Genomic DNA, 21,724 nt, shown 5'->3' with positions numbered 1-21,724 from the left:
CAGTATACACCCTCCTCTAAGGTCAGAGTCAAGAAAAAGATTTGAAACTTTCGCCTCAAATCCTCTTTTATCTATACAGTTTGCTGCCTCCACTTTCAAATCTAGTGAGGAAAGTAGCAAAGGTATTAGAGTAATGGGATAATTTTTCCTATTGCTCCTTCTTTTTCTCTTGCTTTGGCTTGCTTTTCTCCTTTTGCCACTTAGCATTGTCGTAGGTCACGGTATAGGTATCCTCATCGCCGCCCTCACCGTCAAAGATTAGGTCAAAGCGGATAGACTTGCCTGGCGCCAGATTGGTTCCGATTTGTGTATTGTCAAAGGTTGAGCCATCCAAAATATAGACATTTTCTTTCTTGTCATATAGTCCAAAGTCATAAGGACTGACCAGAATAGGCTTTTTAGAAGTATTTTCAACCGTGATAGTCGCAACAACAGCTACTCCTGTCGACTCATCGCTCATGACTCTCTTGCTGTCTTCCACTGCTGAATGAACTGTCACCTTGAGTCCGCTGGAAAATTCAACTGTTTTCTCAAAAGCATGGCTGGAATAGGTCTCTAAAGGCGAGTTATGATAACCTGTGAGAGACTTGAGATGGTCATTTTCCTCCATAAGACCAATCGTAGTAATGACGAGGAGAATGCTGAGCAAGGCCAGAAGAAAGATGATAATACCAGACACCAGAGCTGCCCAAAAGAGACCCTGCTTGTGGAGAGGACGTTTTAAACGGTAAACAAGATTGTCCTCACTGACAATTTCCTGCTGAATTCGCTGATTCATATGGACCTTTCTAATCAATAATTACTTGCCTTTTGAAAGGGGTCCAAGCGTCGGAAGCTCAATCCCCTCTCGTAAAAGCGCCTCATGGTAAAGACGGTAGAAGATATGGTAAATAGAAATCTGCATGCCACCCTGCACTATCATGCTGATACGAAAGTTGAACTGGCCATTTGAAGCCATCTGTGGTCCCAAGATATTCGGCTCTTTGAGAATCTCTGGATGTTCTGGCACGGCTTCTTCATTGACCTTAGAAATGATGCGGTAAATTTCGTCCAAATCCGTCTGGGCATAAATGGGGATATCAATCAAGACCCGCATATCTCCACGGGAAAGATTACTGACAACCATGATATTACGGTTGGGAACAAAATGAAGCGTTCCGTCCGCGTCCCGTACCTGCGTCGTCCGAATCCCAACACTGATTACTGTTCCAGCGATGTTGATAGGACCGTTAGTCAGGCGGACATTGTCACCGACATCTAACTGTCGCTCGAGAAGGATAAAGAAACCATTGACCAGATCCGACAGGAAGCCCTGGGCTCCCATCCCGATGGCCACTCCGGCAATCCCCGCACCAGCCAAAAGACTGGAAACCGGCAGTCCCAAGATGGATAAAACCCAGTAAATCAAGAGAAAATACAGGACATAATTAAGCAGATTCTCAATCAGACGGGTAATAGTTTTCTGTCTGGCTACATCCTGCTTGGATAGCTTGAGAGAGGGGGCAATAATCTTGGTCACTGACAAATGCAGGATTTTCTTAACGATGTAAAATAAGATAAAAAGCAGAAGTAAAGAAACCAGCTTGGAAAAGAGGTCATCTGCAATCTTGCTCCAGTCAAACTGCTGGATATAGCGGGAAAAGACATTTCCGGTCTTAGACATAGGCTACCTCCAAAAAGATTACTACCATTATACCACAAAGACCAATCAGCGCGGACATAGAATGGTTAACCCGACCTAGCATTGCTTTCGCCCCCTTTCTATCGTATAATAAAATAAGTATCCAAGACAAGAAAGGAACATACATTGTCCATCGCTTCATCACTATTTGGAATAAAACCAATCTAATCAAGCGGATTTCCATCGGTATTGGCATTGGTGTCCTGCTGGCTATCATCTTCCCCCAAGCACAAGCCATTGGACTTTTGGGCCAAATCTTCGTTGGCGGCCTCCAGGCCATCGCTCCGCTCCTAGTCTTCGCTCTGGTGGCAAATGCCCTTTCTCAGTAGCAGAAAGGGCAAAAGAGCAATATGAAAACAGTCGTCTTGCTCTATCTTCTAGGGACCTTTGCGGCAGCCCTGGTAGCGGTCCTAGTCAATTTCTTCTTTCCAATTAGTATAGAGTTGGCTTCATCCTCCCAAAAGGTTTCTCCGCCAGATGGGATCGGACAAGTCCTCAGCAATCTTCTGCTTCAGCTGGTGGACAATCCCGTCAACTCCCTCATCACCGCGAACTACATCGGTATCCTATCCTGGGCTGTCATCTTTGGAATTGCCATGCGAGAAGCCAGCCACCACAGCAAGGAACTGCTGCAGACCTTGGCAGATATAACTTCTAAGATTGTCGAGTGGATTATCAATCTAGCCCCTCTTGGTATTCTAGGCTTGGTCTACACGACCATTTCCGGCAAGGGCTTTCAGGCTCTAAAAAGCTATGGTATCCTGTTGCTGGCCTTGATAGCCAGCATGCTGATTGTCGCTCTGATTATCAATCCTTTGATTACCTTTATCATGCTGCGGAAAAATCCCTATCCCTTGGTCTGGCGCTGTTTGCGGGTCAGTGGCGTGACTGCCTTTTTCACGCGCAGCTCTGCGGCTAACATCCCCGTCAATATGAAACTCTGTCGGGATCTGGGGCTCAATCCAGAGACCTACTCAGTCTCTATTCCTCTGGGAGCCACTATCAACATGGCAGGGGCTGCTATTACTATCAATACCCTGACCTTGGCTGCTGTCAACACGCTGGGTATCAGAGTTGATTTTGGCACAGCTCTAGTTCTCAGTGTCGTAGCGGCAATTTCTGCCTGCGGGGCTTCCGGTGTAGCTGGCGGGTCTCTCCTACTCATTCCGGTCGCCTGCAGCCTCTTTGGAATTTCCAATGATTTGGCTATGCAGGTAGTCAGCGTCGGCTTCGTTATCGGTGTCATTCAGGACTCCTGCGAGACAGCCCTCAACTCTTCTACTGACGTTCTCTTTACAGCTGTGGCTGAGATGAGCAGCTGGCCAAAAGAAAAACGCTATTAATTTCGACAAAAAACCTCTAGACTTCCATCATTACGGAAAGCTAGAGGCTTTTTTATGTGCGAAAGTTAGTTCTTTCGATGCTTGTCAAAATATCTCTTCGTCTCACTGATTACAATTGGAGACAAGACTAATAAGGCAATCAAGTTTGGCAAGGCCATGAGGGCGTTGACAATATCTGCAAGAATCCAGACCGCCTCCAGACCCACAAAGCCACCGAGGACAATCATCAGGACAAAGAGCAGACGATAAACGCGGATATAGCGAACCCCAAAGAGAAACTCAAAACAGCGCTCACCATAGTAGTTCCAGCCCAAGATAGTCGTAAAGGCAAACAGGACCAGAAAGACTGAAAGCAGGACCGGACCAAAATTAGCAAAAACAGTCGCAAAGGCGGCCTGAGTCAGGGACACACCGTTGAGATTGCCATCCCAGACTCCTGTGATTAAAATCGTTAATCCTGTCAGGCTACAAATAATCAGGGTGTCGATGAAGGTTCCGGTCATGGAAATCAAGCCCTGTTCTACCGGTTCCTTAGTCCGAGCTGCCGCCGCTGCAATGGGGGCCGATCCCAAGCCAGATTCATTGGAGAAAACTCCACGCGCGACCCCGTTTTGAATTGCCATCTGGATGGTCGCACCGGCAAAGCCACCGACAGCAGCTGTCTGGCTGAAAGCTGAGCTAAAGACCAGCTGGAGAGTGGGCAGTAATCGATCTAGATTGACCGCCAAGACAGTCACAGTACCCAAGATATAAATCGCCGCCATAAAGGGCACAACCTTAGTCGATACTCGAGCAATAGACTGAATGCCGCTGAAAATAACCAGAGCTACTAAAATAGCCAAGATAGAAGCTGTCACAGCTGGAGGCAGCTGCATGGTATTCTGCATGGCCTCTGTGATGGAATTGACCTGCGTAAAGGTCCCGATCCCTAGGAGAGCCACCAAGATACCAGCTATCGCAAAAAAGATAGCCAGCGGGCGCCACTTCTCGCCCATCCCTAGTAAGATATAGTGCATAGGACCGCCCGCCATAGCACCATGAGCATCCTTGCGCCGGTACTTGATAGCCAAGAGACCTTCGGCATACTTGGTCGCCATTCCAAAGAAAGCAGCTACCCACATCCAGAAGAGGGCACCCGGTCCACCGGTTTTAATGGCTGTTGCCACTCCAATGATATTGCCCGTTCCCACCGTCGCGGCTAGAGCCGTACAGAGAGCCGCAAAGCTAGAGACATCGCCCTGATGCTCCTCGTCTGATACAAAGATTAGCCGAAAGGCACGCGGAAGACGAAAAATCTGCAGCAAGCCCAGACGCAGACTAAGATAGATACCGGTACCAACCAGCAAAATGAGCAGGGGCGGACCCCAAACCAAAGAATCCAGACGATTCAATATTTCCAACATGATATAAGCTCCTTTTCACACCGAGAAAAAGAAAGAGCACATGCAAAACATGTACTCTGGATGTGCTGGAGTAGGGAAATCCCTGCCTCTTCGCTCTGTCCTTTTACCTGAGAGTTTGAGCGGTTCTAAACCGCCTTGCCCCTTCGGTGCCATTCATGGTCTCTCCAGAGTTCCGTCCATTTCACAGTCAGAGGCGCCTGCCTCTTTCTGAAAAACTTCGTTCGGTGTTGATTATTAATTTTATATTATTCTAAAAGAACATTCGCTTTTTGTCAATATTTTATAAAAATTTTCGAGCATGTAAACGTTTTTTGATACAAAAAAGAAGCCCTCAGGCTTCTTGCTTAGCTTAATTCCGCGATAATAGCCTTGAGCTGGTCTTTGGTGTGAACACCTGCGACTTGCTTCACGACTTGACCGTCTTTCTTGAACAGAAGGGTCGGAATGGACATAATGCCAAATTCACGGGCCGTATTTGGATTTTCATCCACATCCATTTTGAGGATTTTCAATTCATCCTCATGGACTTCTCCTGCCAACTGCTCCAAGATAGGCGCCTGCATGCGGCATGGACCGCACCAAGTTGCCCAAAAGTCAATCAGAACCAATCCGTCTTTTGTTTCTTCTGCGAATGTTGCATCTGTAACTGCTGCTACCATAAATCTTCTCCTTTGAATAGCTTACTTTTGTTTAACATTTTACACCAAAATCCAGAGAAAGAAAAAATTCTCTAGCTAAGTAAAGAATTCTTATTTTTCCAAACAATTTTTTAAAATAAAAATAGATTGAGGAACATCTGAGAAAACTTGGCTTAAAAATTCCAAATGTTGCTGATCTTTGCTATCTAAAGCTACGGTGTGCTTGACATTTACAGTGCCATCATCGTTCTCAATGATCTGATGACCAAAAAGGATATCTCCAAACGGAGTCGCTGTTTTATCCCAAAATTCCTCAAAGGGCTTGACAAGTGTCAGCTGATATTCCATTGGGGGCATTCCTTCGAGTTCCATCATCCCACAAGAACCTGTCTTAAATCCACCATTTAATGTAATATTTTTTAAATCTTCTTCCCATTCATACCACTTTTCAATATTTTCATAGTAGGACCATACATCTTCTTTTGCTGCTTTCATGCTTAAACTGAAACTAAATTCCATTACAACAACTCCTTTATAATATGCATACTTATTATAAGTGTATTTATAATATTTGTCAAACATTTTTTCTTTCTAGCAATAGTATTTCTTCTAAAATATTCTACTTGATTTGGTTCTGCTTTTCATACTGATAAAATGGGATAAGAACGATGTCTTGGTCGTATGACCTGATATTCGCTCTCTTATTTAACCATTTAGGCAATAGTGCGATTCCTTTCCCGTTCTCAACTAAGCTAATAATGTTTTCAAAAGAATCAATTTCTACAACTGATTTTAAATGAGCAAACCTCATTAAGCTTTGTTTTCTAAAAGGACAATTTTCATCTTTATTAACGAGTATGGGCATTCCCTCACTAGCCTTTATGATACTCGAACAAGCATAAACTGACTCAATATGTCCGATAGTCTCATCATAATGCTTTAAATTTTCAATTTTTTGAAAGCAAAAAATTTTATCAAAGTCTTCCTGATGAGCAATGATTGGTATATCCGAAGTTTTTTGGATATTAATCTCACTTTTATCCAAATCAATTGTTTGCGAATTATTAATATCGTGATTGAATAACAATTCTGAAATTAAGATGGATATTTTCGAGGTTTCACATTTCTTTTTTAATTTCTCTAAATTGTTAGAAGTTTCCTTACAAAATTGATAAAATAAGTCTCCACTTTCTGTCGGAATTAAACCATTATATTTTCTGTAAAATAATTTTGTATCTAATTCAGTTTCAAGCACCTTCAATCTAGCACTGAGATTAGATTGCGCATATTGTAAGATCTTTGAACTTTTGTTTATTGATCTTGTCTCATAGATTGTCACAAAAATGCTCATATCATTAAAATTCATTTAAAATACCTTATCACTTTTTATGATAATTATATCATTTTTAAGTATTATTCAACATGATATAAATCATTTATACTGTCAATAGTTAATTAGAAAAGAGGTACTGCAATGCAATATACTATAAAATTACCATCAGATTATGACATGGATATCATTAGACAACGTGTCCAAAATACAGGTCATTTAATGGATGGATTCGACGATTTGTTTTTCAAAGTTTATTTAATCTCTGAAAAGTCTGAAGGCCAATTATTTAACAGTTACTGTCCACTATATATATGGAAAAATACCAAAGGAATGACAAAATTCATATTTGATGGTTACTTTGATCATATTTTAAATTCTTTTGGCTGGCAGAATATTGAAATCGGAGTGACTTCATCAGTCGAAATATCTGATCATTTTAATTCAAGTAAATATGCTACATTGGAAATCATTGATATAGAAGCATCTGAAAGTTTAAAATCCTTTACTATTCACGAGCAAATGCAAAACAACGAAAGTGGTAAAGTCGTTATTTTCAATCCTGATAAATGGAAAAAATGTATTTTTACTTTTTATACCAATAAACCCGATACACAACTACCAACATTTGAAATTTTGCACATTTCACAATAAGCGCCTATGATAAGTAATAGAGAAATGCCTGAGCAAACACTTCTTCAATGCTATTTTGCACACTCTGAGAGTATACTTGCTTTTCTGTATGACCTTTACTGTCATCAGCTAAATGAAAAAATCGTTACGCCATGTAACGATTTTTTTAGCTATGATATTAACTCAATTCCGCGATAATAGCCTTGAGCTGGTCTTTGGTGTGAACACCTGCGACTTGCTTCACGACTTGACCGTCTTTCTTGAACAGAAGGGTCGGAATGGACATAATGCCAAATTCACGGGCCGTATTTGGATTTTCATCCACATCCATTTTGAGGATTTTCAATTCATCCTCATGGACTTCTCCTGCCAACTGCTCCAAGATAGGCGCCTGCATGCGGCATGGACCGCACCAAGTTGCCCAAAAGTCAATCAGAACCAATCCGTCTTTTGTTTCTTCTGCGAATGTTGCATCTGTAACTGCTGCTACCATAAATCTTCTCCTTTTATTGCTTACTTTTGATAACATTTTACACCAAAAACATCAGAAAGAAAAATATTTGCTACGGGTAGGAGCTTAGTCACTCAGCGAGAAGTGGTTGGTCATGAGATTGCTGGCATCCAAGAGAACCTTCTCCAAGAGCTGGTTTGTCGCTTCTTGCACCTTGTCGCTCATGGCTTGATTTTCAGCTTCAAAGTCCACAGCCTCGCCCTTGACCAGAGCCCGGTCTACCCGACCAATCATTTCATGTCCCCAAGCCATAGTCTGCTCTTGGTAATCATCCAAATCACCGACATGACTGCTAAAATGAGCATCAGCCAGACCAGCAATCAAGCGATTGGCCCAGTAGAAGGAATCTGTCGAAACCTTGTCCGTCGTATTGGCAAAGTAGTCTGGCGTTGTTGAGACTTGAGTAAAGAAAGGAACAGCTGTATTGTAAGGCATGGAGCCGGAAGATAGCCACTGGATACCCGTCGTTGCCTGCGGTTGATTAGGGCGTAGCTGCAAGATAGCTGTCTGACTGGTCCGATTGATACCAATGGTCCGGAAGGCTCGTCTGCTGTGCTGGTCCCCTTCTGCTCCGTAAGGATCATAAGGCGAATCCTGATAGTGACTGCTCAGGACATACTTGACATCTTCGATCGTGATCTTGCGGTAAGGCTTGCGACACCATGGAATGAAGAAACTCCTTGGATCTTGCTCCGCTTCTGGATTGAGAAAACGCTGGATATCCCAAGCTCGCGGCGTATTGTAATGGCGGTCCTTATCCTTCTGGCTACCAAAAGCATAGCGCGGATTGAAGCCCTCGTCCGAGTAATTCAGATTGAGATGGTTTTCCTCGATAAAATTTTTGAGATTTGGATGACAGAGGAAGTGCTCTGGATTGTCAAATTCAAAATAATCACTGCCCAGCTGATTGGGGTTGGTCACATAGGCATCATCTGGCACGCGCCGCGCCATCCAATGGTGGCCGCCAATGGTCTCCAGCCACCATATTTCATTAACATCTGAAATAGCAATCCCATTGGACTCATAAGTGCCGTACTCCTCTAGGATTTTCCCTAATCGTAGAACCCCTTCGCGGGCTGTTTTAATATAGGGCAAGACCAGCGTGAGAATATCTTCCTCGCTGATTCCTGATTCGACCAGTGGGTCAGCACCCAGGACACGGCTGTTGGTCGTAATCGTTTCCGTTGCGCTGACAGCAACATTGTAGCTGTTAATCCCAGCTGCTCCCCAAATCCCGTCCTTGGGAACTGCATCTGGCACTGCCGTATAGCGGACTGGATTGTCCGGCAAATCCAGCTCAAAAGATGTCAAAACTGACTGATAATGGCGGGGCTGGTCTTGTGGCTCCACTACGACAAACTTCTTGGGTGTAAAGACCCCATTTTGTGAATCCTCTGTACGAGCCACAATGGTTGAACCGTCGTAACTGGCCTTCTTGCCCACCAAAATAGTCGTGCAGGAATCTGATGCATGTTTTAATCTCATGGCTTCTTCCTCCAATCTATTATACGCCTACATTATAGCACAAAAAATGGCTTAACTAGCCATTTTTCTTTATCCTTCTTACTTAAAGACTACAATCGTTGCACCGCTCCCCCCAGCATTTTGTGGAGCATAGCCGAAAGACTTGACGTGCTTGTTGCGGCGGAGGTATTTTGTCACCCCTTCACGGATGACGCCGGTCCCGATACCGTGGATAATATCCACCTGAGCCATGTTATTGAGGAGAGCCTGATCGATAAAGGCATCCAGCTCTTCCATAGCCTCTTCATAGCGTTTGCCGCGCAGATCCAGTCTGGCTTTGGGGCCAGCAGTATTGGCCCGCTTGACCACATTGACCTGCTTGCGCTTAGGCTGCTGGTCCTTTTCAGCCTTGAGTAAGTTGAATTCCTGCTCTTCCAGAGTCATCTTAATCAGACCGACCTGAGCTTCCCAGCGGCCGTCCTTGAGCTGCTTGACCAAGGTTCCCCGCTGACCATAGCTGGTGACTAGGATATCATCTCCCACCTTGGGTGCCCGATTTTTCTTGGCCTGTTTGAGCACCTTATTCTTTGATAAATCAACCGTTTCTGGTGCCAACTTTTTAAGCTGAGCCTTAGCTTCAATAATCTCATGTGGTTTGAGACTAGACTTATCATGGAGATTTTTGAGAATGCTCTCACTCTCTGACAAAGCCAAATCAACGATTTCCTGGGCTTCCACCCGCGCCTTATTGAGCTCGGTTTCCTTTTCTCGATTGAGCTCATTATATAGCTTTTTGAGGGCTCGGTTAAATTTGAGATTTTCCTGCTCCACCTCGCGGATATTATCCAAGCGCTTGCGGCTTTCCAGCGTCTGCTCTTCTAAGCGCTCAATAATCCGATTGACATCACTGTCTGTGTTGGTCTGCTCTTGGGCATGGCCAACGATAACTTCCGCCAAGCCCAAACGTCGGGCAATTTCAAAGGCATTGGAGCGACCAGGCACTCCCTGCATAAAGCGATAGGTCGGCCTTAAACTATCTGTATCAAATTCCATGCTGGCATTTTCCACCCAGTCCGTCTCAATCCCATAGGCTTTCAGCTCAGGATAGTGGGTCGTCGCCATGGTTTTAATCTGTCTTAGCCGCAAATCTTCCAAGATAGCAATAGCCAGAGCTGCACCCTCCTGCGGGTCAGTCCCAGCTCCCAGCTCATCCAGCAGAACCAAACTCTCGCTATCAACCTGCTCTAAAATAGAGACGATATTGGTCATGTGACTAGAGAAAGTTGACAGGCTCTGCTCAATGGACTGCTCATCACCAATGTCTGCAAAAATCTGACTGAAAATCCCGACGCGACTCCCCTTGTCCGCCAGAATCGGCAGACCTGACTGGGCCATGATCTGAGCCAAACCCAAGGTCTTCAGCATGATGGTCTTACCACCCGTATTAGGCCCAGTAATGACAATCTCTGTCAAGTCTGGCCCGAAATGCAAGTCATTAGCCACTGCATTTTCAATCAGGGGATGGCGGACACTGAGCAGTTGGATATCCTGCTCTTCCGACAGGTCTGGCACTACCGCTCTCGTCTCCTGCATGAAGCGGACCTTGGCACGCACTAGGTCCAGATGACCGATAATCCAAGCATTGTTGGCAATTTCAGCTGCATGAGGACGGAAGAGCTCTGATAATTCCTGCAAAATCCGCTGAATTTCATATCGTTCGTCCGCTCGACTGCTGGCGATTTCTTCGTTGAGATTGACAACTGCTCTAGGCTCGATATAGACGGTATTGCCACTGGCTGAAATATCATGAACCACACCAGAAATACGGTTGCGGTAGGTATTTTTCACAGGCAGCACATTGCGGCCATTCCGGCTGGCCACTACCTGATCCGCCAGCATCTCTCCCTTATTTTTGAGAATCTCCTGCAGAATTTCCCGCACCTGATTTTCATTTTCTTGAATTTTCCGTCGGATACGGCTCAAACTTTCGCTGGCAAAGCTTTCAATAAAGCCGCCATCATTAACAGCCTGCAGACCTCCTTGCAGCTTAGGGAACACAGCTAGATTCTCAAACAGACGGTCTAGCTTTTCCAAGTGCACATTTTCCAAGTCCTCATAAAAGGACTTGAGCTCCTGAGTCACAGCCAAGACGCGCTTGAGGGCTAAAAACTCCTCGATATTCAAGTCGCTCTCCAGCTCCAACCGCTTGGTCAAGGCGGTGATATCCTGAGTTGCAGCCAGACTAAAGTGCGGATGCTGCACAAAAATCTGCTGCATATCTGTCATTTCCAGAAAAGCTGAGGCCACTGTCTCCTTCTTACTGGTCGGCAAAAGCAGACCCAGCTCCAGCTGCCCTTGCTCGGTCAAAAGATAGGGAGCAAACAGTTCTTTAATCTTGCTAAATTCTAAGGTTTCTAAAATTTTTGTGTTCATAATTTTCTTTTCTAGTAAAAAAGAACCCAGCTAGCAGGCCAACTGAGTCGTCTTTTATCCGATAACTTGATTCACCCAGAGATCTTTGAGGATATTGGATGTGATAGGGGTATACTTGACAATAAAGCGAATCATAAAGCTGCTGTTGAGCCGCTCCTGAACCATCTCCATCGGCACCGTCGCTAAAATAGTCAGGCACATTCCCAAAACAAAAATAGAGATGCAAACAGCGATGGCTCCGCTGGTCACATTGTACCATTTGGTATCCAGCTTATTGGGGTAGGGAATCAGATTCGCAAAAATCCCGAAAAAGCGCCCAAGGATGTAGACAGCCGTAAAAATAATGAGATAGGCCAAACCAGCATAAAAAACCTGGTCCAAGTGAAAAAGTTGGGAGCTAGGGAAAAAATAGGTCGAAGAGCCCTGAGTCGCGCTGGCATAAGGCACCCAGAGGCTGATAAACTTAGCCAAGCTCTTATAAAAAGCTCCAGCCACCAGCATAGAAACCATGGTTGCAGCAGCATAATAGCCCTGCAAAACAATACCACGCGAGTAGCCGATATAAAAGCTCCAGGCCAATATTAGTAAAATAATAATAGAAAGCATTATTTCTCCTCTATTTACCCGACTTTTCTCTCAAATCACTGAGCATTTTGTGACGAAAATCTTCTAGTTCTTTTTCCTTGTCGTCAAACTCAATCTCGCGGCTGAGCTGGGTAGATAGGCTATTGACAGCCAGCAAAATCGCCAAGACTTCATCATCTGCCGCAGGCATCTGCTCTTTGATAGCCTTGTATTTTTCCTTTGCTACCCGTTCTACTTCTTCCATAAAGAGATTATCGTGTTCTGTTGTTAGAGTTAAGGTCTTGTTTCCAAATGTAAATTTATATCGATTCAAATTTGCCATAAAATCACCTCATTGTATTATATCAAAAAAGAAGCCCTTTGTCAGTTATAAAAACACTTGGAACTAGACAGGGACTTTCTTTTTCATCTTTTTTGACATTGCAAGCAGCGGTGCGCTCCTACAAAATTTTTGTAGGATTTTCAATCTTATGGCTTTCGACTTTTCCTTTTTATGGTACAATAGGGGGTATGGAAAATATCACCCTCAGTCCCAAACAGCAAGAAATTCAGGCTTTTGTTAAGAAATATCAGAGCCAGCTGGCTCCCAGCAAGAACCCGCATATTCAATATTTCTTCCGGCTGGATCAGGCGACGGTCAGTGTCTTTAGCTCCGGAAAAGTTCTCTTTCAAGGGGCAAAAGCTGCTCACTACGCTGGCTTTTTTGGCCATCAACCAGAAAAATCCAGTTCTAGTCCTGATTCTCAGAATTTTGCCCTCATTGGGACAGATGAAGTCGGCAACGGCTCCTACTTTGGAGGTCTAGCCGTCGTAGCTTCTTTCGTCACTCCAGAACAGCACGACTTTCTGAGAAAACTGGGTGTCGGTGATTCTAAAACCTTGAACGATAGCAAGATTCGCCAACTGGCGCCGGTCTTGAAAGAAAAGATTGCCCACCAAGCTCTGCTCTTATCGCCAGAGAAGTACAATGAAGTCATCACTTCTGGCTACAACGCCGTCTCTGTCAAGGTAGCCTTACATAATCAAGCTATTTACCTACTGCTGCAAAAAGGCATCAATCCCGAAAACATCGTCATCGATGCCTTTACCAGCCAGCAAAACTACAATAAATACTTAAAGCAGGAAAAAAATCATTTCCCAAATCCAGTAAGTCTGATTGAAAAGGCTGAAGGAAAGTTCCTAGCTGTTGCGGTCAGCTCTATTATTGCTCGTGACCTCTTTCTGGAAAACCTAGAAAATCTCAGTCAAGAGTTAGGCTATACCCTGCCTAGCGGAGCCGGAAGCAAGAGCGATCATGTTGCCAGCCAGATTCTTCAAGCCTACGGAATGGCCGGTCTGCAGCATTCTGCCAAACTCCACTTTAAAAATACTGAAAAAGCACAAAAACTTCTAGAAAGGTAACCTATGAAAAAATCAAATCCTGTCCTCTCATTTCTCAAAGAATGGGGCCTCTTTCTCTTCTTCATCTCTGTCATTATCCTGTCACGGCTCTTTCTCTGGTCCCCTGTAAAGGTAGATGGCCACTCTATGGACCCTACGCTGGCTAATGGGGAATACCTGCTTGTCCTCAAACATCAGTCTATTGACCGATTTGATATCGTTGTCGCCACTGAGACAGATAATGACGGAACGACCAAGGAGATTGTCAAGCGGGTCATCGGTATGCCAGGTGACACTATTCAGTATGAAAATGATACTCTTTACATCAACGGTAAAAAAACAGATGAGCCTTACCTGACGGACTACATCAAGAAATTTAAAGAAGACAAGCTCCAATCCACTTACACTGGGGACGATTATGATGATAATGGTGATTTTTTCAGAAAACTCGCTGCTCAGGCTCAAGCCTTCACTGTTGATAGTGAAGGCAGCCCTGTCTTCACCGTCAAGCTTCTGGATGATGAATATCTGCTTCTAGGTGACGATCGGATTGTTTCCAAGGATAGTCGCCAAGTCGGTACCTTCCAAAAAGAACAAATTCAGGGCGAAGCCAAGTTCCGCTTCTGGCCTCTGCTACCCTTTAAGACCTACTAAGCATACCGAACTCAGTTGAACGTCAGCTGGGTTCGTTTTAAAAGAAGAACCTATAAACTATGGAATTTTACTTTTCAGGAACGATTGAACGGATTATTTTTGAAAATCCCAGCAACTTTTTTCGTATTCTGCTCTTAGATATTGAGGATACGGATGCTGAGGATTTTGAAGATTTTGAAATCATTGTCACCGGATCCATGGCAGATGTCATGGAAGGCGAAGACTACACCTTCTGGGGCAGTCTTGTCCAACACCCCAAATATGGCCAGCAGCTGAAAATTTCCCGCTATGAGCGAGCAAAACCCAGCAGTAAAGGCCTAGTAAAATACTTCTCCAGCGACCATTTCAAGGGCATCGGGGTCAAGACTGCTCAAAAAATCGTCCAGCTCTACGGAGAAGATACCGAGGACACCATTGACAAGATTTTAGCAGAGCCGGAAAAGCTGACTCAGATAAATGGCTTAGCAGCCAAGAACCGCGAGGCCTTTGTCGCCAAGCTCAGACTCAACTACGGAACTGAGATGGTACTAGCCAAGCTGGCAGCCTACGGCATTCCCAATAAGCTTGCTTTTCAAATCCAGGATACCTATAAGGAAGAAACGCTGGATATTGTCGAAAAATATCCCTATCAGCTGGTAGAGGATATTCAGGGGATCGGCTTTAAAATCGCTGACCATCTGGCAGATGAACTGGGGATCCAAAGTGATGCCCCTGAGCGATTTCGGGCTGGCCTTGTCCACACCTTGCTGACCCAGTCCATGGAGCGGGGAGATACCTATGTTGAAGCTCGTGATTTACTCGAACATACCATCGAGCTCTTAGAAAGCTCACGCCAAGTGGAGCTGGACCCTAGTCTAGTCGCTGATGAGCTGGCTCATCTGATTGAGGAAGATAAGGTCCAGAATGTCGATACTAAAATCTTTGAAAACAGCCTCTTCTTTGCTGAAGAAGGAATAAAAAGTAATCTGGTCCGTCTGCTAGAAAAAGGAGAGCAAGATTCTTTCGACCAAGATAAGATTACTGCGGCTATCCAGCAAGTGGAGGAGAACTCCGGCATCTCCTATGACAGCATCCAAAAAGAAGCCATCCGTCAGGCTATCAATCAGAAGGTCTTTATCCTAACTGGCGGACCGGGAACTGGAAAAACTACCGTTATCAACTGTATCATCGCAGTCTACGCCCAGCTTCGCGGTTTGGATCTGCGAAAGGTCAATGATCTGCCTATTCTGCTCGCGGCTCCCACTGGACGTGCTGCTCGGCGCATGAACGAATTGACCGGTCTTCCTAGCGCCACTATTCACCGCCATTTGGGAATGACTGGCGATGATGATACCAGTCATTTGGATGATTATCTGGATGCTGATTTTATCATTGTGGATGAATTTTCCATGGTGGATACTTGGCTGGCTAATCAGCTGCTCAGCAATATCTCCTCTCAGACCAAGCTCTTGATTGTCGGAGATGCGGATCAACTTCCGTCTGTCAGTCCAGGTCAGGTTCTGGCAGACTTGCTGCAGATACCGACTATCCCACAGACCAAGCTGGAAACCATCTATCGGCAGAGCGAAGAGTCTACAATCGTCACACTGGCCAGCCAGATTCAGAAGGGCATTTTACCAGCAGACTTCACAGAGAAAAAAGCGGACCGTTCTTATTTTGAAGCTAAAAATGAGCATATCCCGCCTATGATTGAGAAAATCGCTAGCGCAGCCATTCGCAGCGGCATCCCAGCTCAAGATGTTCAGGTATTGGCACCTATGTATCGGGGGCCAGCCGGCATTGACCAGATTAACAATCTTATGCAAAATCTCATCAATCCTGTAGAGAAAGACGAACTGACCTTTGAAGCTCCCGACTGTCAGTATCGCCAAGGAGACAGGGTTATTCACTTGGTCAATGATGCTGAAAGCAATGTCTTCAACGGTGACTTAGGCTACATCAGCGACCTGCTGCCTGCTAAGTACACCGACTCCAAGCAGGACGAGCTGACCATTGACTTTGATGGCAATGAACTTGTTTATCAGCGTAGCGAGTGGTACAAGATTCGCCTAGCCTACGCTATGAGCATCCACAAGTCTCAGGGCAGTGAATTTCCCGTGGTCATCTTGCCCATCACCAAGAGCAGTCATCGGATGCTGCAGCGCAATCTCATCTACACCGCTATCACCCGCGCCAAGAGCAAGTTGATCTTACTTGGGGAAAAAGCTGCCTTTGACTATGCTGCAAAAAACACTGGCACCGCCCGCAAAACCTATCTCATCGAGCGCTTTGGCGACTTCCCGCAAGCTGAGAGCAATATTCACAATCCTGTGGATAAAATGAAAACGCCTGTGGAAAACTATGTCCTGACTGAAGAAAACTTCCAGAAAATCGACCCCCTAATCGGCCTGACCGAGGAAGATATCCACAGTATATTCAGCACATAAATAAAAAGGCTGGGACAGAATTAAATTTTTTAGTTCTGTCCTATCGCCTTTTTTATGCTTTATTTTTCTGGCTAAAGAGCTGCATGAGCTCATCATTAAAGATATCCATGCCGACCGAGGTCATCATAAACTGCAGAAAATGGAAGCGTTCTGGCAGTTTTTCAGGATCGCTTTCAAAAACGGTCTCATTCATCCAGAAGTTCACCAGCAGCAGAAAGACTTCCGCAGTCTGGTCCGGATACTGAGTCTGGATAGACCCATCTGCCATGCCTTTTTTGATAATATCGCTGACCAGAGGGGCGCCTATCCGCAGATTGTCCCGCATCATGGTCAAAATAAAACCTGCATCCTGCTCGTACTCATCCACAATGCCGTCTATGGCCCGGGCTGTCTGACTTTCCAGATTGGACTTGAGGATGGCTTGCAGCTGCTCCCTGCCGGTCAGATTTTCCGTAGCCTTGAACCACTGCTTCATCTCTTCTTCCATCAGCTCCTGCCGGCTCCTAATCACCGCAAGGACAATCTCATCTTTTGACTTGAAATGATGGTAGATAGCCCCCTTGGAGATGCCCGCCGTCTGGGCGATGTCCTGCATACTGGTCTTTTCGGACCCCTTTTGGATAAAGAGCTGGGTTGCTGTATTTAAAATTTTTTCTCTCATGGCCTGGGATTTGTCTTTTCGCTGCGCCATTCTGTTCCCCTTTGTTTCTAATATAGCTTTATTCTACCAAAAAAGCCGGAGAAATACAAAATCATAAAAATATCTTTAAGCCTTGTCTTGCTGATCCCTTTGATACCAAAGATAGATACTGTAAGCCGCCATCAAGATATAGCCTAGGAAAAAGAGGGGATTTTCCGTTCCCTTGCCTACAAAGATGGCTTCGCCAATAGTATTAATGAGCCCATGAAAGAGGACACAATAGAGGACAGACTGACTGACCTTGTAAAGAGCTGCCAGCCAGAAACGGCTGAGCAGGCAAGCGGCTGTAAAGACCAGAAAGGAGGTCCCCGCCTGACTGCTGCCGGGCATAAAGAAGAGGGGCAGATGCCAGACAGCCCAGATTAACCCAGTTGCTACAGTTGCCAAAGGGAAGGGCAGGATCTTCTCCATACTTGGCTGCAGGAAGCCCTGCCAGCCAATCTCTTCATTGCCGCCTGTCAGAAGAGTCGTTACCAGAGCCAGAACCAAGACATTCAAAAGATTCAAACCTGGCAGCGGCCTGGTCACAAAGGCAATGGAAATCGTGTATAGCCCCACAAAAATCAATAGATAAGGCCAGCTTCTTTTCCTAGTAAACTTGATAAAAGCCAGCATTTCTTTCAAAGACTTACCTAAGACAAGCTTGGCACTTATAGCAGGACCAAATGTTCCCACTATCATGAGAAGCGGATAAAGCAGCGGCACTCGTTCTTTCAGCACAGCTGAGAGAATCCACGCAGACCAAGTGATACCAAAAGTCCTAAGCAGAAACATTAGAATTTGCTTGACAGATGAGGAATCTTTATAGCTTCTAGCTTGCATCTTTCTGAACTCCTTTCCGATTGCCCTTCCAATACCACCAGCCGACCAGCAGGGCGGTCATGACCAGATTAGCAACCTGGAAGCTGAGATACCTTCCGCCATTTGTAGCACTGCCGACAATCGTCGCCTGAGCAAAGTTAATGCAGCCGTGAAAGGCCATGCAGGCAAAGACAGAGGCCGTCTGCTTGTAGAGAACCGCCAGACTGAAACAGAGCAAGATACCAAAGGAGAGATAGAAGGTCAAAGAAAGCTGACTTTGACTCGTTCCCGGAATCAGCCAGAGGGGCAGATGCCAGGCCACCCAGACCAGAGCCGTGATGACAGTTGCCAGAGGGAAGGAGAATTTTTTCTCCAGAGCCGGCTGCAGCACTCCCCGCCAGCCCAGCTCTTCGTTCCCGCCTCCAACAAAGGTGACAAAGGTCCAGCCCAGAGGAAACATCAGAACGGCATTCAGAGGCGGCAAGGCTGGATTAGCGATAAAAAGGGTCAAAACCCGAACCAGACAGAAGACCAGCATGTAAATCCACCAGCCTTTGGCATGGGAGAAGATAAAGTCCAGCATCTTCTTGGGATGAGAAATTTTGAGGCTGATAAAAGTTCCCAAGGTCGGTCCGAAGCCCCCGATGAAATTGAGAGCAAAGCCCAAAGGCTGGGCTCCGCTGGTCAACTTCAGGGCGGTTAAAATATACAGAATCAGCCAGGATCCCCAGGTAATGCCAAAAGTCCAGGCCAGAAAGGGCAGGATATGCCTTGTCTCTGGCTCTACATGTGTTTGTGTTTTCATATGATTACTCCTTTTTCTTTTGATTACTCCTTTTTCTTTGGCAGAAGAGCGATTGCCAAGATTTTTAGCCTGCATCTTTCTGAACTCCTTTCCGATTGCCCTTCCAATACCACCAGCCGACCAGCAGGGCGGTCATGACCAGATTAGCAACCTGGAAGCTGAGATACCTTCCGCCATTTGTAGCACTGCCGACAATCGTCGCCTGAGCAAAGTTAATGCAGCCGTGAAAGGCCATGCAGGCAAAGACAGAGGCCGTCTGCTTGTAGAGAACCGCCAGACTGAAACAGAGCAAGATACCAAAGGAGAGATAGAAGGTCAAAGAAAGCTGACTTTGACTCGTTCCCGGAATCAGCCAGAGGGGCAGATGCCAGGCCACCCAGACCAGAGCCGTGATGACAGTTGCCAGAGGGAAGGAGAATTTTTTCTCCAGAGCCGGCTGCAGCACTCCCCGCCAGCCCAACTCTTCATTCCCGCCCCCAGCAAAGGTGATAAAGGTCCAGCCCAGAGGAAACATGAGCATGGCATTGAGCGGCGGTAATACAGGATTGGCAATAAAGAGAGTCAAAATCCGAACCAGACAGAAGGCCAGCATATAAATCCACCAGCCCTTAGCATGAGAAAAGATAAAGTCCAGCATCTTCTTAGGATGACAAATTTTGAGGCTGATAAAAGTTCCCAAGGCCGGTCCGAAGCCACCGATGATAATGAGAGCATAGCCCAAAGGCTCAGCCCCGCTGGTCAGCTTCAGGGCGGCTAAAATATACAGAATCAGCCAGGATCCCCAGCTAATACCAAAGGTCCAAGCTAAGAAAGGCCAAATATGCTTGGGTTCTGGCCCTACATGTGTTTGTGTGTTCATACGGTAACTCCTTATCAAATGTAGAATAGTGAAAAGCCATCCGAAAACTGGACAAAGGCATCCTTTACTCTCAGTCTTTCAGATGATTGCCTGTTTTGAAACGCAGATTTTTAAAATCCGACCATTCGGTTTGTTTTGTTATAAAAAATAAAGACCTGCGCCAAATAGAAAACATAGTCTTTTAGTCCTTGCTTAAAATAAAAAGCAAAGATAGACTAAATAATGCTAAAAGCTATGTCAGCACTGTCTAGCTACTGCCTGCTGCTTTTAGTTTCTAAGTTGTCCTGACTCTGATGCTTAAGACAGGCCATCTCTCTGCTACTTGCTCCTTTCTTGATTTTGCAATCGCCGGATATGCCAGAGATTGGAGGCAAGGCTCAGACCCCCTACTGCCATAATACCCAGTCCTCGCCAAGGGCTAAAGACAGAAGTCAACAAGCCACCAGCAAGGACAGCATATCCAGCTTTGACTCCCCACTTAGAATAGCGTATGCCATTCTCACCCTGTGTTATCTTTGCCAGCTGCACCTTACGTTTTTCTGCCTGCTGCTGCAAAAACTCTTTCTGACCTTCCCGCTGTCGATCCAGCTCCTGATTAAACTTGAGGATGTGCTGGCTTGTTTTTTCTACTACAGATTTCTTCATTTCTGCTCCTTTCTTTTTAAAAACCGACCGGGCGGTTTTTTATTTTATAGACACAGTATAACAGACACAGAAAACTTTGTCCAGTATTTTTTCAAAAAATATTATTTTTAGTCAATGAAAATCATCAGACAACTTAGAAACTCGTCACAAGCAACTCTCTCATACTAAAAGCTATATCTAAAAAAGCCCGGTAACGAACCAAGCCTTTATCTTTATTCAAACCCCGTCACTGTCAGTCCTAGCAGTCGGATACCTCGTGGTTGCTCTTCCAAGCTATCGTATATCTCATGCGCAGTTCGCTCGATTTGCTCCTTGTCTCGAGTGGCTAGATTCAAACTTTTTCTTTTAGTCAAGGTGGAGAAATCAGCATAGCGGATTTTCAGAACGATGGTTAGTCCTTTCTTATCATGCTTAGTCAAGCTATTTTCTACCTTCTGAGCCAGCAAGGTCAGCTCCTTCTTGATGTCCTCCTCACTATAGAGCAGTTTGGCATAGGTCCGCTCCTTCCCGATTGACTTACGGATGCGATTGGACTTGACTGGACTATTACTGATGCCACGCGCTTTCCGGTAGAGGTCAAAACCAAAGCGGCCAAACTTATCAATCAGGGTCATTTCTGGTATCTTGAGCAGATCTGCACCAGTATAAACTCCCATTTCATGCAGTTTTTCAACGCTCTTCTTACCAACTCCATGAAACTTGGCGATGTCCATAGGCGCCAGAAAGGCCTCAGCCTCTTCGGGTAGAATAACAGTCAGACCATGAGGCTTCTCATAGTCGCTAGCAATCTTGGCTAGAAACTTATTATAAGAAACGCCTGCCGAAGCTGTCAGATGGAGTTCATTCCAGATATCGTGCTGAATCAGCTTGGCTATTTTGACTGCGGATTTAATCCCAAGCTTGTTTTCCGTTACATCCAGATAAGCCTCGTCGATGCTCATTGGCTCAATCAAGTCCGTATAGCGTTTGAAAATTTCTCGGATCTGCAATCCGACCGCCTGATATTTTTCGTAATTCCCCGATATAAAAATCCCCTGAGGGCAACGCTCATAGGCTTCCTTGGAACTCATAGCCGAATGAACTCCGAACTTTCTAGCCTCATAATTGCAGGTGGAGACGACACCACGACCTCCAGTCAAGCGTGGGTCGCTGCCGATGATGACCGGATGCCCCTTTAACTTAGGATTATCCCGCTCTTCCACCGAAGCGAAAAAAGCATCCATATCAATGTGGATAATCTTCCGAGATGTATCGTTAATCAGTGGAAAAATCAGCATGCCTCCTCCTTTCTCCTACCATAAATTTCAGCTTATGAGCTTTCACAAAGTCGGCCCTTTTTGCTCAAATAAATCTGAAACAGTTTTTTGTTCTTGTAAAAAGTATTTTAAAAGTAAGATTCTTCGTCAGTAATTTTTATATGACATTTTAATTAC

At 45.2% G+C, this 21,724-nt stretch carries 21 protein-coding genes, 1 pseudogene and 1 riboswitch; of the genes and pseudogenes, 5 read left to right on the top strand and 17 right to left on the bottom strand.

The genetic code is table 11. The features are described 5' to 3' along the window. Positions 1–148: 148 nt before the first annotated feature. The gene (locus RYK49_RS01000) at positions 149–778 is read right to left on the bottom strand and encodes a DUF4352 domain-containing protein (RefSeq protein WP_314831575.1); all 630 of its coding nucleotides are present in this window, start codon (positions 776–778) and stop codon (positions 149–151) included. 21 nt (positions 779–799) lie between these two features. Next, the gene (locus RYK49_RS00995; RefSeq protein ID WP_002907299.1) at positions 800–1,663 is read right to left on the bottom strand and encodes a mechanosensitive ion channel family protein; all 864 of its coding nucleotides are present in this window, start codon (positions 1,661–1,663) and stop codon (positions 800–802) included. Positions 1,664–1,806: 143 nt separating this feature from the next. On the opposite strand from RYK49_RS00995, the pseudogene sstT reads away from it, so the two are divergent. After that, positions 1,807–3,024: pseudogene (gene sstT / locus RYK49_RS00990) on the top strand (serine/threonine transporter SstT). Between the two features lie 65 nt (positions 3,025–3,089). Here the strand turns inward: sstT and RYK49_RS00985 are convergent. From RYK49_RS00985 to RYK49_RS00970, 4 genes are all read right to left on the bottom strand, one after another. Continuing rightward, the gene (locus RYK49_RS00985; protein WP_314831574.1) at positions 3,090–4,427 is read right to left on the bottom strand and encodes a sodium:alanine symporter family protein; all 1,338 of its coding nucleotides are present in this window, start codon (positions 4,425–4,427) and stop codon (positions 3,090–3,092) included. An 85-nt stretch (positions 4,428–4,512) separates the two neighbouring features. Further along, a riboswitch (glycine riboswitch) is annotated at positions 4,513–4,605 on the bottom strand. A gap of 166 nt (positions 4,606–4,771) precedes the next feature. Next, a complete protein-coding gene (gene trxA / locus RYK49_RS00980; RefSeq protein WP_002898369.1) occupies positions 4,772–5,086 on the bottom strand; it encodes a thioredoxin in 315 nt (104 codons plus the stop codon). A 90-nt stretch (positions 5,087–5,176) separates the two neighbouring features. After that, entirely contained in the window at positions 5,177–5,584 is a 408-nt protein-coding gene (locus RYK49_RS00975) for a polyketide cyclase (RefSeq protein ID WP_314864617.1), read from the bottom strand. A 100-nt stretch (positions 5,585–5,684) separates the two neighbouring features. Beyond that, the gene (locus tag RYK49_RS00970) at positions 5,685–6,431 is read right to left on the bottom strand and encodes a LysR family transcriptional regulator (protein WP_314864615.1); all 747 of its coding nucleotides are present in this window, start codon (positions 6,429–6,431) and stop codon (positions 5,685–5,687) included. 108 nt (positions 6,432–6,539) lie between these two features. On the opposite strand from RYK49_RS00970, the gene RYK49_RS00965 reads away from it, so the two are divergent. Next, a complete protein-coding gene (locus tag RYK49_RS00965; RefSeq protein WP_314864613.1) occupies positions 6,540–7,049 on the top strand; it encodes a DUF4865 family protein in 510 nt (169 codons plus the stop codon). A gap of 157 nt (positions 7,050–7,206) precedes the next feature. Here RYK49_RS00965 and trxA (RYK49_RS00960) read toward each other — a convergent pair whose 3' ends face one another. The 5 genes from trxA (RYK49_RS00960) to RYK49_RS00940 form a co-directional block, all read right to left on the bottom strand. Next, positions 7,207–7,521, bottom strand: coding sequence for a thioredoxin (gene trxA, locus RYK49_RS00960; RefSeq protein ID WP_002898369.1), 315 nt, complete (start codon positions 7,519–7,521; stop codon positions 7,207–7,209). 84 nt (positions 7,522–7,605) lie between these two features. After that, entirely contained in the window at positions 7,606–9,024 is a 1,419-nt protein-coding gene (locus RYK49_RS00955; protein ID WP_314830694.1) for a C69 family dipeptidase, read from the bottom strand. Between the two features lie 78 nt (positions 9,025–9,102). Further along, complete coding sequence (locus RYK49_RS00950; protein ID WP_314830693.1) at positions 9,103–11,436, bottom strand: endonuclease MutS2; 2,334 nt, start codon at positions 11,434–11,436, stop codon at positions 9,103–9,105. Between the two features lie 54 nt (positions 11,437–11,490). Next, positions 11,491–12,042: a CvpA family protein gene (locus tag RYK49_RS00945; RefSeq protein ID WP_002901497.1), complete on the bottom strand. Its 552-nt coding sequence runs from the start codon at positions 12,040–12,042 to the stop codon at positions 11,491–11,493. 10 nt (positions 12,043–12,052) lie between these two features. Next, positions 12,053–12,343 carry a hypothetical protein gene (locus RYK49_RS00940; protein WP_002896593.1) on the bottom strand — a complete coding sequence of 97 codons (291 nt, stop codon included), beginning with the start codon at positions 12,341–12,343 and terminating at the stop codon, positions 12,053–12,055. Positions 12,344–12,531: 188 nt separating this feature from the next. Here RYK49_RS00940 and rnhC point away from each other — a divergent pair, with 188 nt between their 5' ends. Genes rnhC through RYK49_RS00925 form a run of 3 tightly spaced genes read left to right on the top strand, consistent with a single transcriptional unit; the run spans position 12,532 to position 16,481 of the window. After that, positions 12,532–13,422 carry a ribonuclease HIII gene (gene rnhC, locus RYK49_RS00935; RefSeq protein WP_314830692.1) on the top strand — a complete coding sequence of 297 codons (891 nt, stop codon included), beginning with the start codon at positions 12,532–12,534 and terminating at the stop codon, positions 13,420–13,422. Positions 13,423–13,425: 3 nt separating this feature from the next. Next, positions 13,426–14,055, top strand: a complete 630-nt coding sequence (gene lepB / locus RYK49_RS00930; RefSeq protein ID WP_314830691.1) for a signal peptidase I — start codon at positions 13,426–13,428, stop codon at positions 14,053–14,055. A gap of 59 nt (positions 14,056–14,114) precedes the next feature. Then, positions 14,115–16,481, top strand: a complete 2,367-nt coding sequence (locus RYK49_RS00925; protein ID WP_314830690.1) for an ATP-dependent RecD-like DNA helicase — start codon at positions 14,115–14,117, stop codon at positions 16,479–16,481. A 52-nt stretch (positions 16,482–16,533) separates the two neighbouring features. Here the strand turns inward: RYK49_RS00925 and RYK49_RS00920 are convergent, their stop codons facing one another. The 6 genes from RYK49_RS00920 to dinB form a co-directional block, all read right to left on the bottom strand. After that, entirely contained in the window at positions 16,534–17,172 is a 639-nt protein-coding gene (locus RYK49_RS00920; protein ID WP_314366907.1) for a TetR/AcrR family transcriptional regulator, read from the bottom strand. Positions 17,173–17,247: 75 nt separating this feature from the next. Continuing rightward, on the bottom strand, positions 17,248–18,003 hold the full coding sequence (locus RYK49_RS00915) for a CPBP family intramembrane glutamic endopeptidase (protein WP_125330882.1): 756 nt from the start codon (positions 18,001–18,003) through the stop codon (positions 17,248–17,250). Next, the gene (locus RYK49_RS00910; RefSeq protein ID WP_314864611.1) at positions 17,993–18,787 is read right to left on the bottom strand and encodes a CPBP family intramembrane glutamic endopeptidase; all 795 of its coding nucleotides are present in this window, start codon (positions 18,785–18,787) and stop codon (positions 17,993–17,995) included. Before RYK49_RS00910 ends, RYK49_RS00915 begins: the two co-directional genes overlap by 11 nt. Before the next feature lie 64 nt (positions 18,788–18,851). Further along, positions 18,852–19,646, bottom strand: a complete 795-nt coding sequence (locus RYK49_RS00905; RefSeq protein ID WP_314864609.1) for a CPBP family intramembrane glutamic endopeptidase — start codon at positions 19,644–19,646, stop codon at positions 18,852–18,854. 318 nt (positions 19,647–19,964) lie between these two features. Beyond that, a complete protein-coding gene (locus tag RYK49_RS00900; protein ID WP_125402231.1) occupies positions 19,965–20,291 on the bottom strand; it encodes a hypothetical protein in 327 nt (108 codons plus the stop codon). A gap of 212 nt (positions 20,292–20,503) precedes the next feature. After that, positions 20,504–21,568: a DNA polymerase IV gene (gene dinB / locus RYK49_RS00895; RefSeq protein ID WP_314864606.1), complete on the bottom strand. Its 1,065-nt coding sequence runs from the start codon at positions 21,566–21,568 to the stop codon at positions 20,504–20,506. Positions 21,569–21,724: the final 156 nt, after the last annotated feature.

It is taken from the genome of uncultured Streptococcus sp., assembly GCF_963525625.1.
Lineage (GTDB): Bacteria > Bacillota > Bacilli > Lactobacillales > Streptococcaceae > Streptococcus.
The sequence above is the reverse complement of the archived record's forward strand: the minus strand, read 5'-3'. Positions and strand labels throughout refer to the sequence as shown.

Coding starts and splice junctions, on each gene's coding strand:
- RYK49_RS01000 (WP_314831575.1), bottom strand. CDS start 778: ATGAATCAGCGAATTCAGCAGGAAATTGTCAGTGAGGACAATCTTGTT.
- RYK49_RS00995 (WP_002907299.1), bottom strand. CDS start 1,663: ATGTCTAAGACCGGAAATGTCTTTTCCCGCTATATCCAGCAGTTTGAC.
- RYK49_RS00985 (WP_314831574.1), bottom strand. CDS start 4,427: ATGTTGGAAATATTGAATCGTCTGGATTCTTTGGTTTGGGGTCCGCCC.
- trxA (WP_002898369.1), bottom strand. CDS start 5,086: ATGGTAGCAGCAGTTACAGATGCAACATTCGCAGAAGAAACAAAAGAC.
- RYK49_RS00975 (WP_314864617.1), bottom strand. CDS start 5,584: ATGGAATTTAGTTTCAGTTTAAGCATGAAAGCAGCAAAAGAAGATGTA.
- RYK49_RS00970 (WP_314864615.1), bottom strand. CDS start 6,431: ATGAATTTTAATGATATGAGCATTTTTGTGACAATCTATGAGACAAGA.
- RYK49_RS00965 (WP_314864613.1), top strand. CDS start 6,540: ATGCAATATACTATAAAATTACCATCAGATTATGACATGGATATCATT.
- trxA (WP_002898369.1), bottom strand. CDS start 7,521: ATGGTAGCAGCAGTTACAGATGCAACATTCGCAGAAGAAACAAAAGAC.
- RYK49_RS00955 (WP_314830694.1), bottom strand. CDS start 9,024: ATGAGATTAAAACATGCATCAGATTCCTGCACGACTATTTTGGTGGGC.
- RYK49_RS00950 (WP_314830693.1), bottom strand. CDS start 11,436: ATGAACACAAAAATTTTAGAAACCTTAGAATTTAGCAAGATTAAAGAA.
- RYK49_RS00945 (WP_002901497.1), bottom strand. CDS start 12,042: ATGCTTTCTATTATTATTTTACTAATATTGGCCTGGAGCTTTTATATC.
- RYK49_RS00940 (WP_002896593.1), bottom strand. CDS start 12,343: ATGGCAAATTTGAATCGATATAAATTTACATTTGGAAACAAGACCTTA.
- rnhC (WP_314830692.1), top strand. CDS start 12,532: ATGGAAAATATCACCCTCAGTCCCAAACAGCAAGAAATTCAGGCTTTT.
- lepB (WP_314830691.1), top strand. CDS start 13,426: ATGAAAAAATCAAATCCTGTCCTCTCATTTCTCAAAGAATGGGGCCTC.
- RYK49_RS00925 (WP_314830690.1), top strand. CDS start 14,115: ATGGAATTTTACTTTTCAGGAACGATTGAACGGATTATTTTTGAAAAT.
- RYK49_RS00920 (WP_314366907.1), bottom strand. CDS start 17,172: ATGGCGCAGCGAAAAGACAAATCCCAGGCCATGAGAGAAAAAATTTTA.
- RYK49_RS00915 (WP_125330882.1), bottom strand. CDS start 18,003: ATGCAAGCTAGAAGCTATAAAGATTCCTCATCTGTCAAGCAAATTCTA.
- RYK49_RS00910 (WP_314864611.1), bottom strand. CDS start 18,787: ATGAAAACACAAACACATGTAGAGCCAGAGACAAGGCATATCCTGCCC.
- RYK49_RS00905 (WP_314864609.1), bottom strand. CDS start 19,646: ATGAACACACAAACACATGTAGGGCCAGAACCCAAGCATATTTGGCCT.
- RYK49_RS00900 (WP_125402231.1), bottom strand. CDS start 20,291: ATGAAGAAATCTGTAGTAGAAAAAACAAGCCAGCACATCCTCAAGTTT.
- dinB (WP_314864606.1), bottom strand. CDS start 21,568: ATGCTGATTTTTCCACTGATTAACGATACATCTCGGAAGATTATCCAC.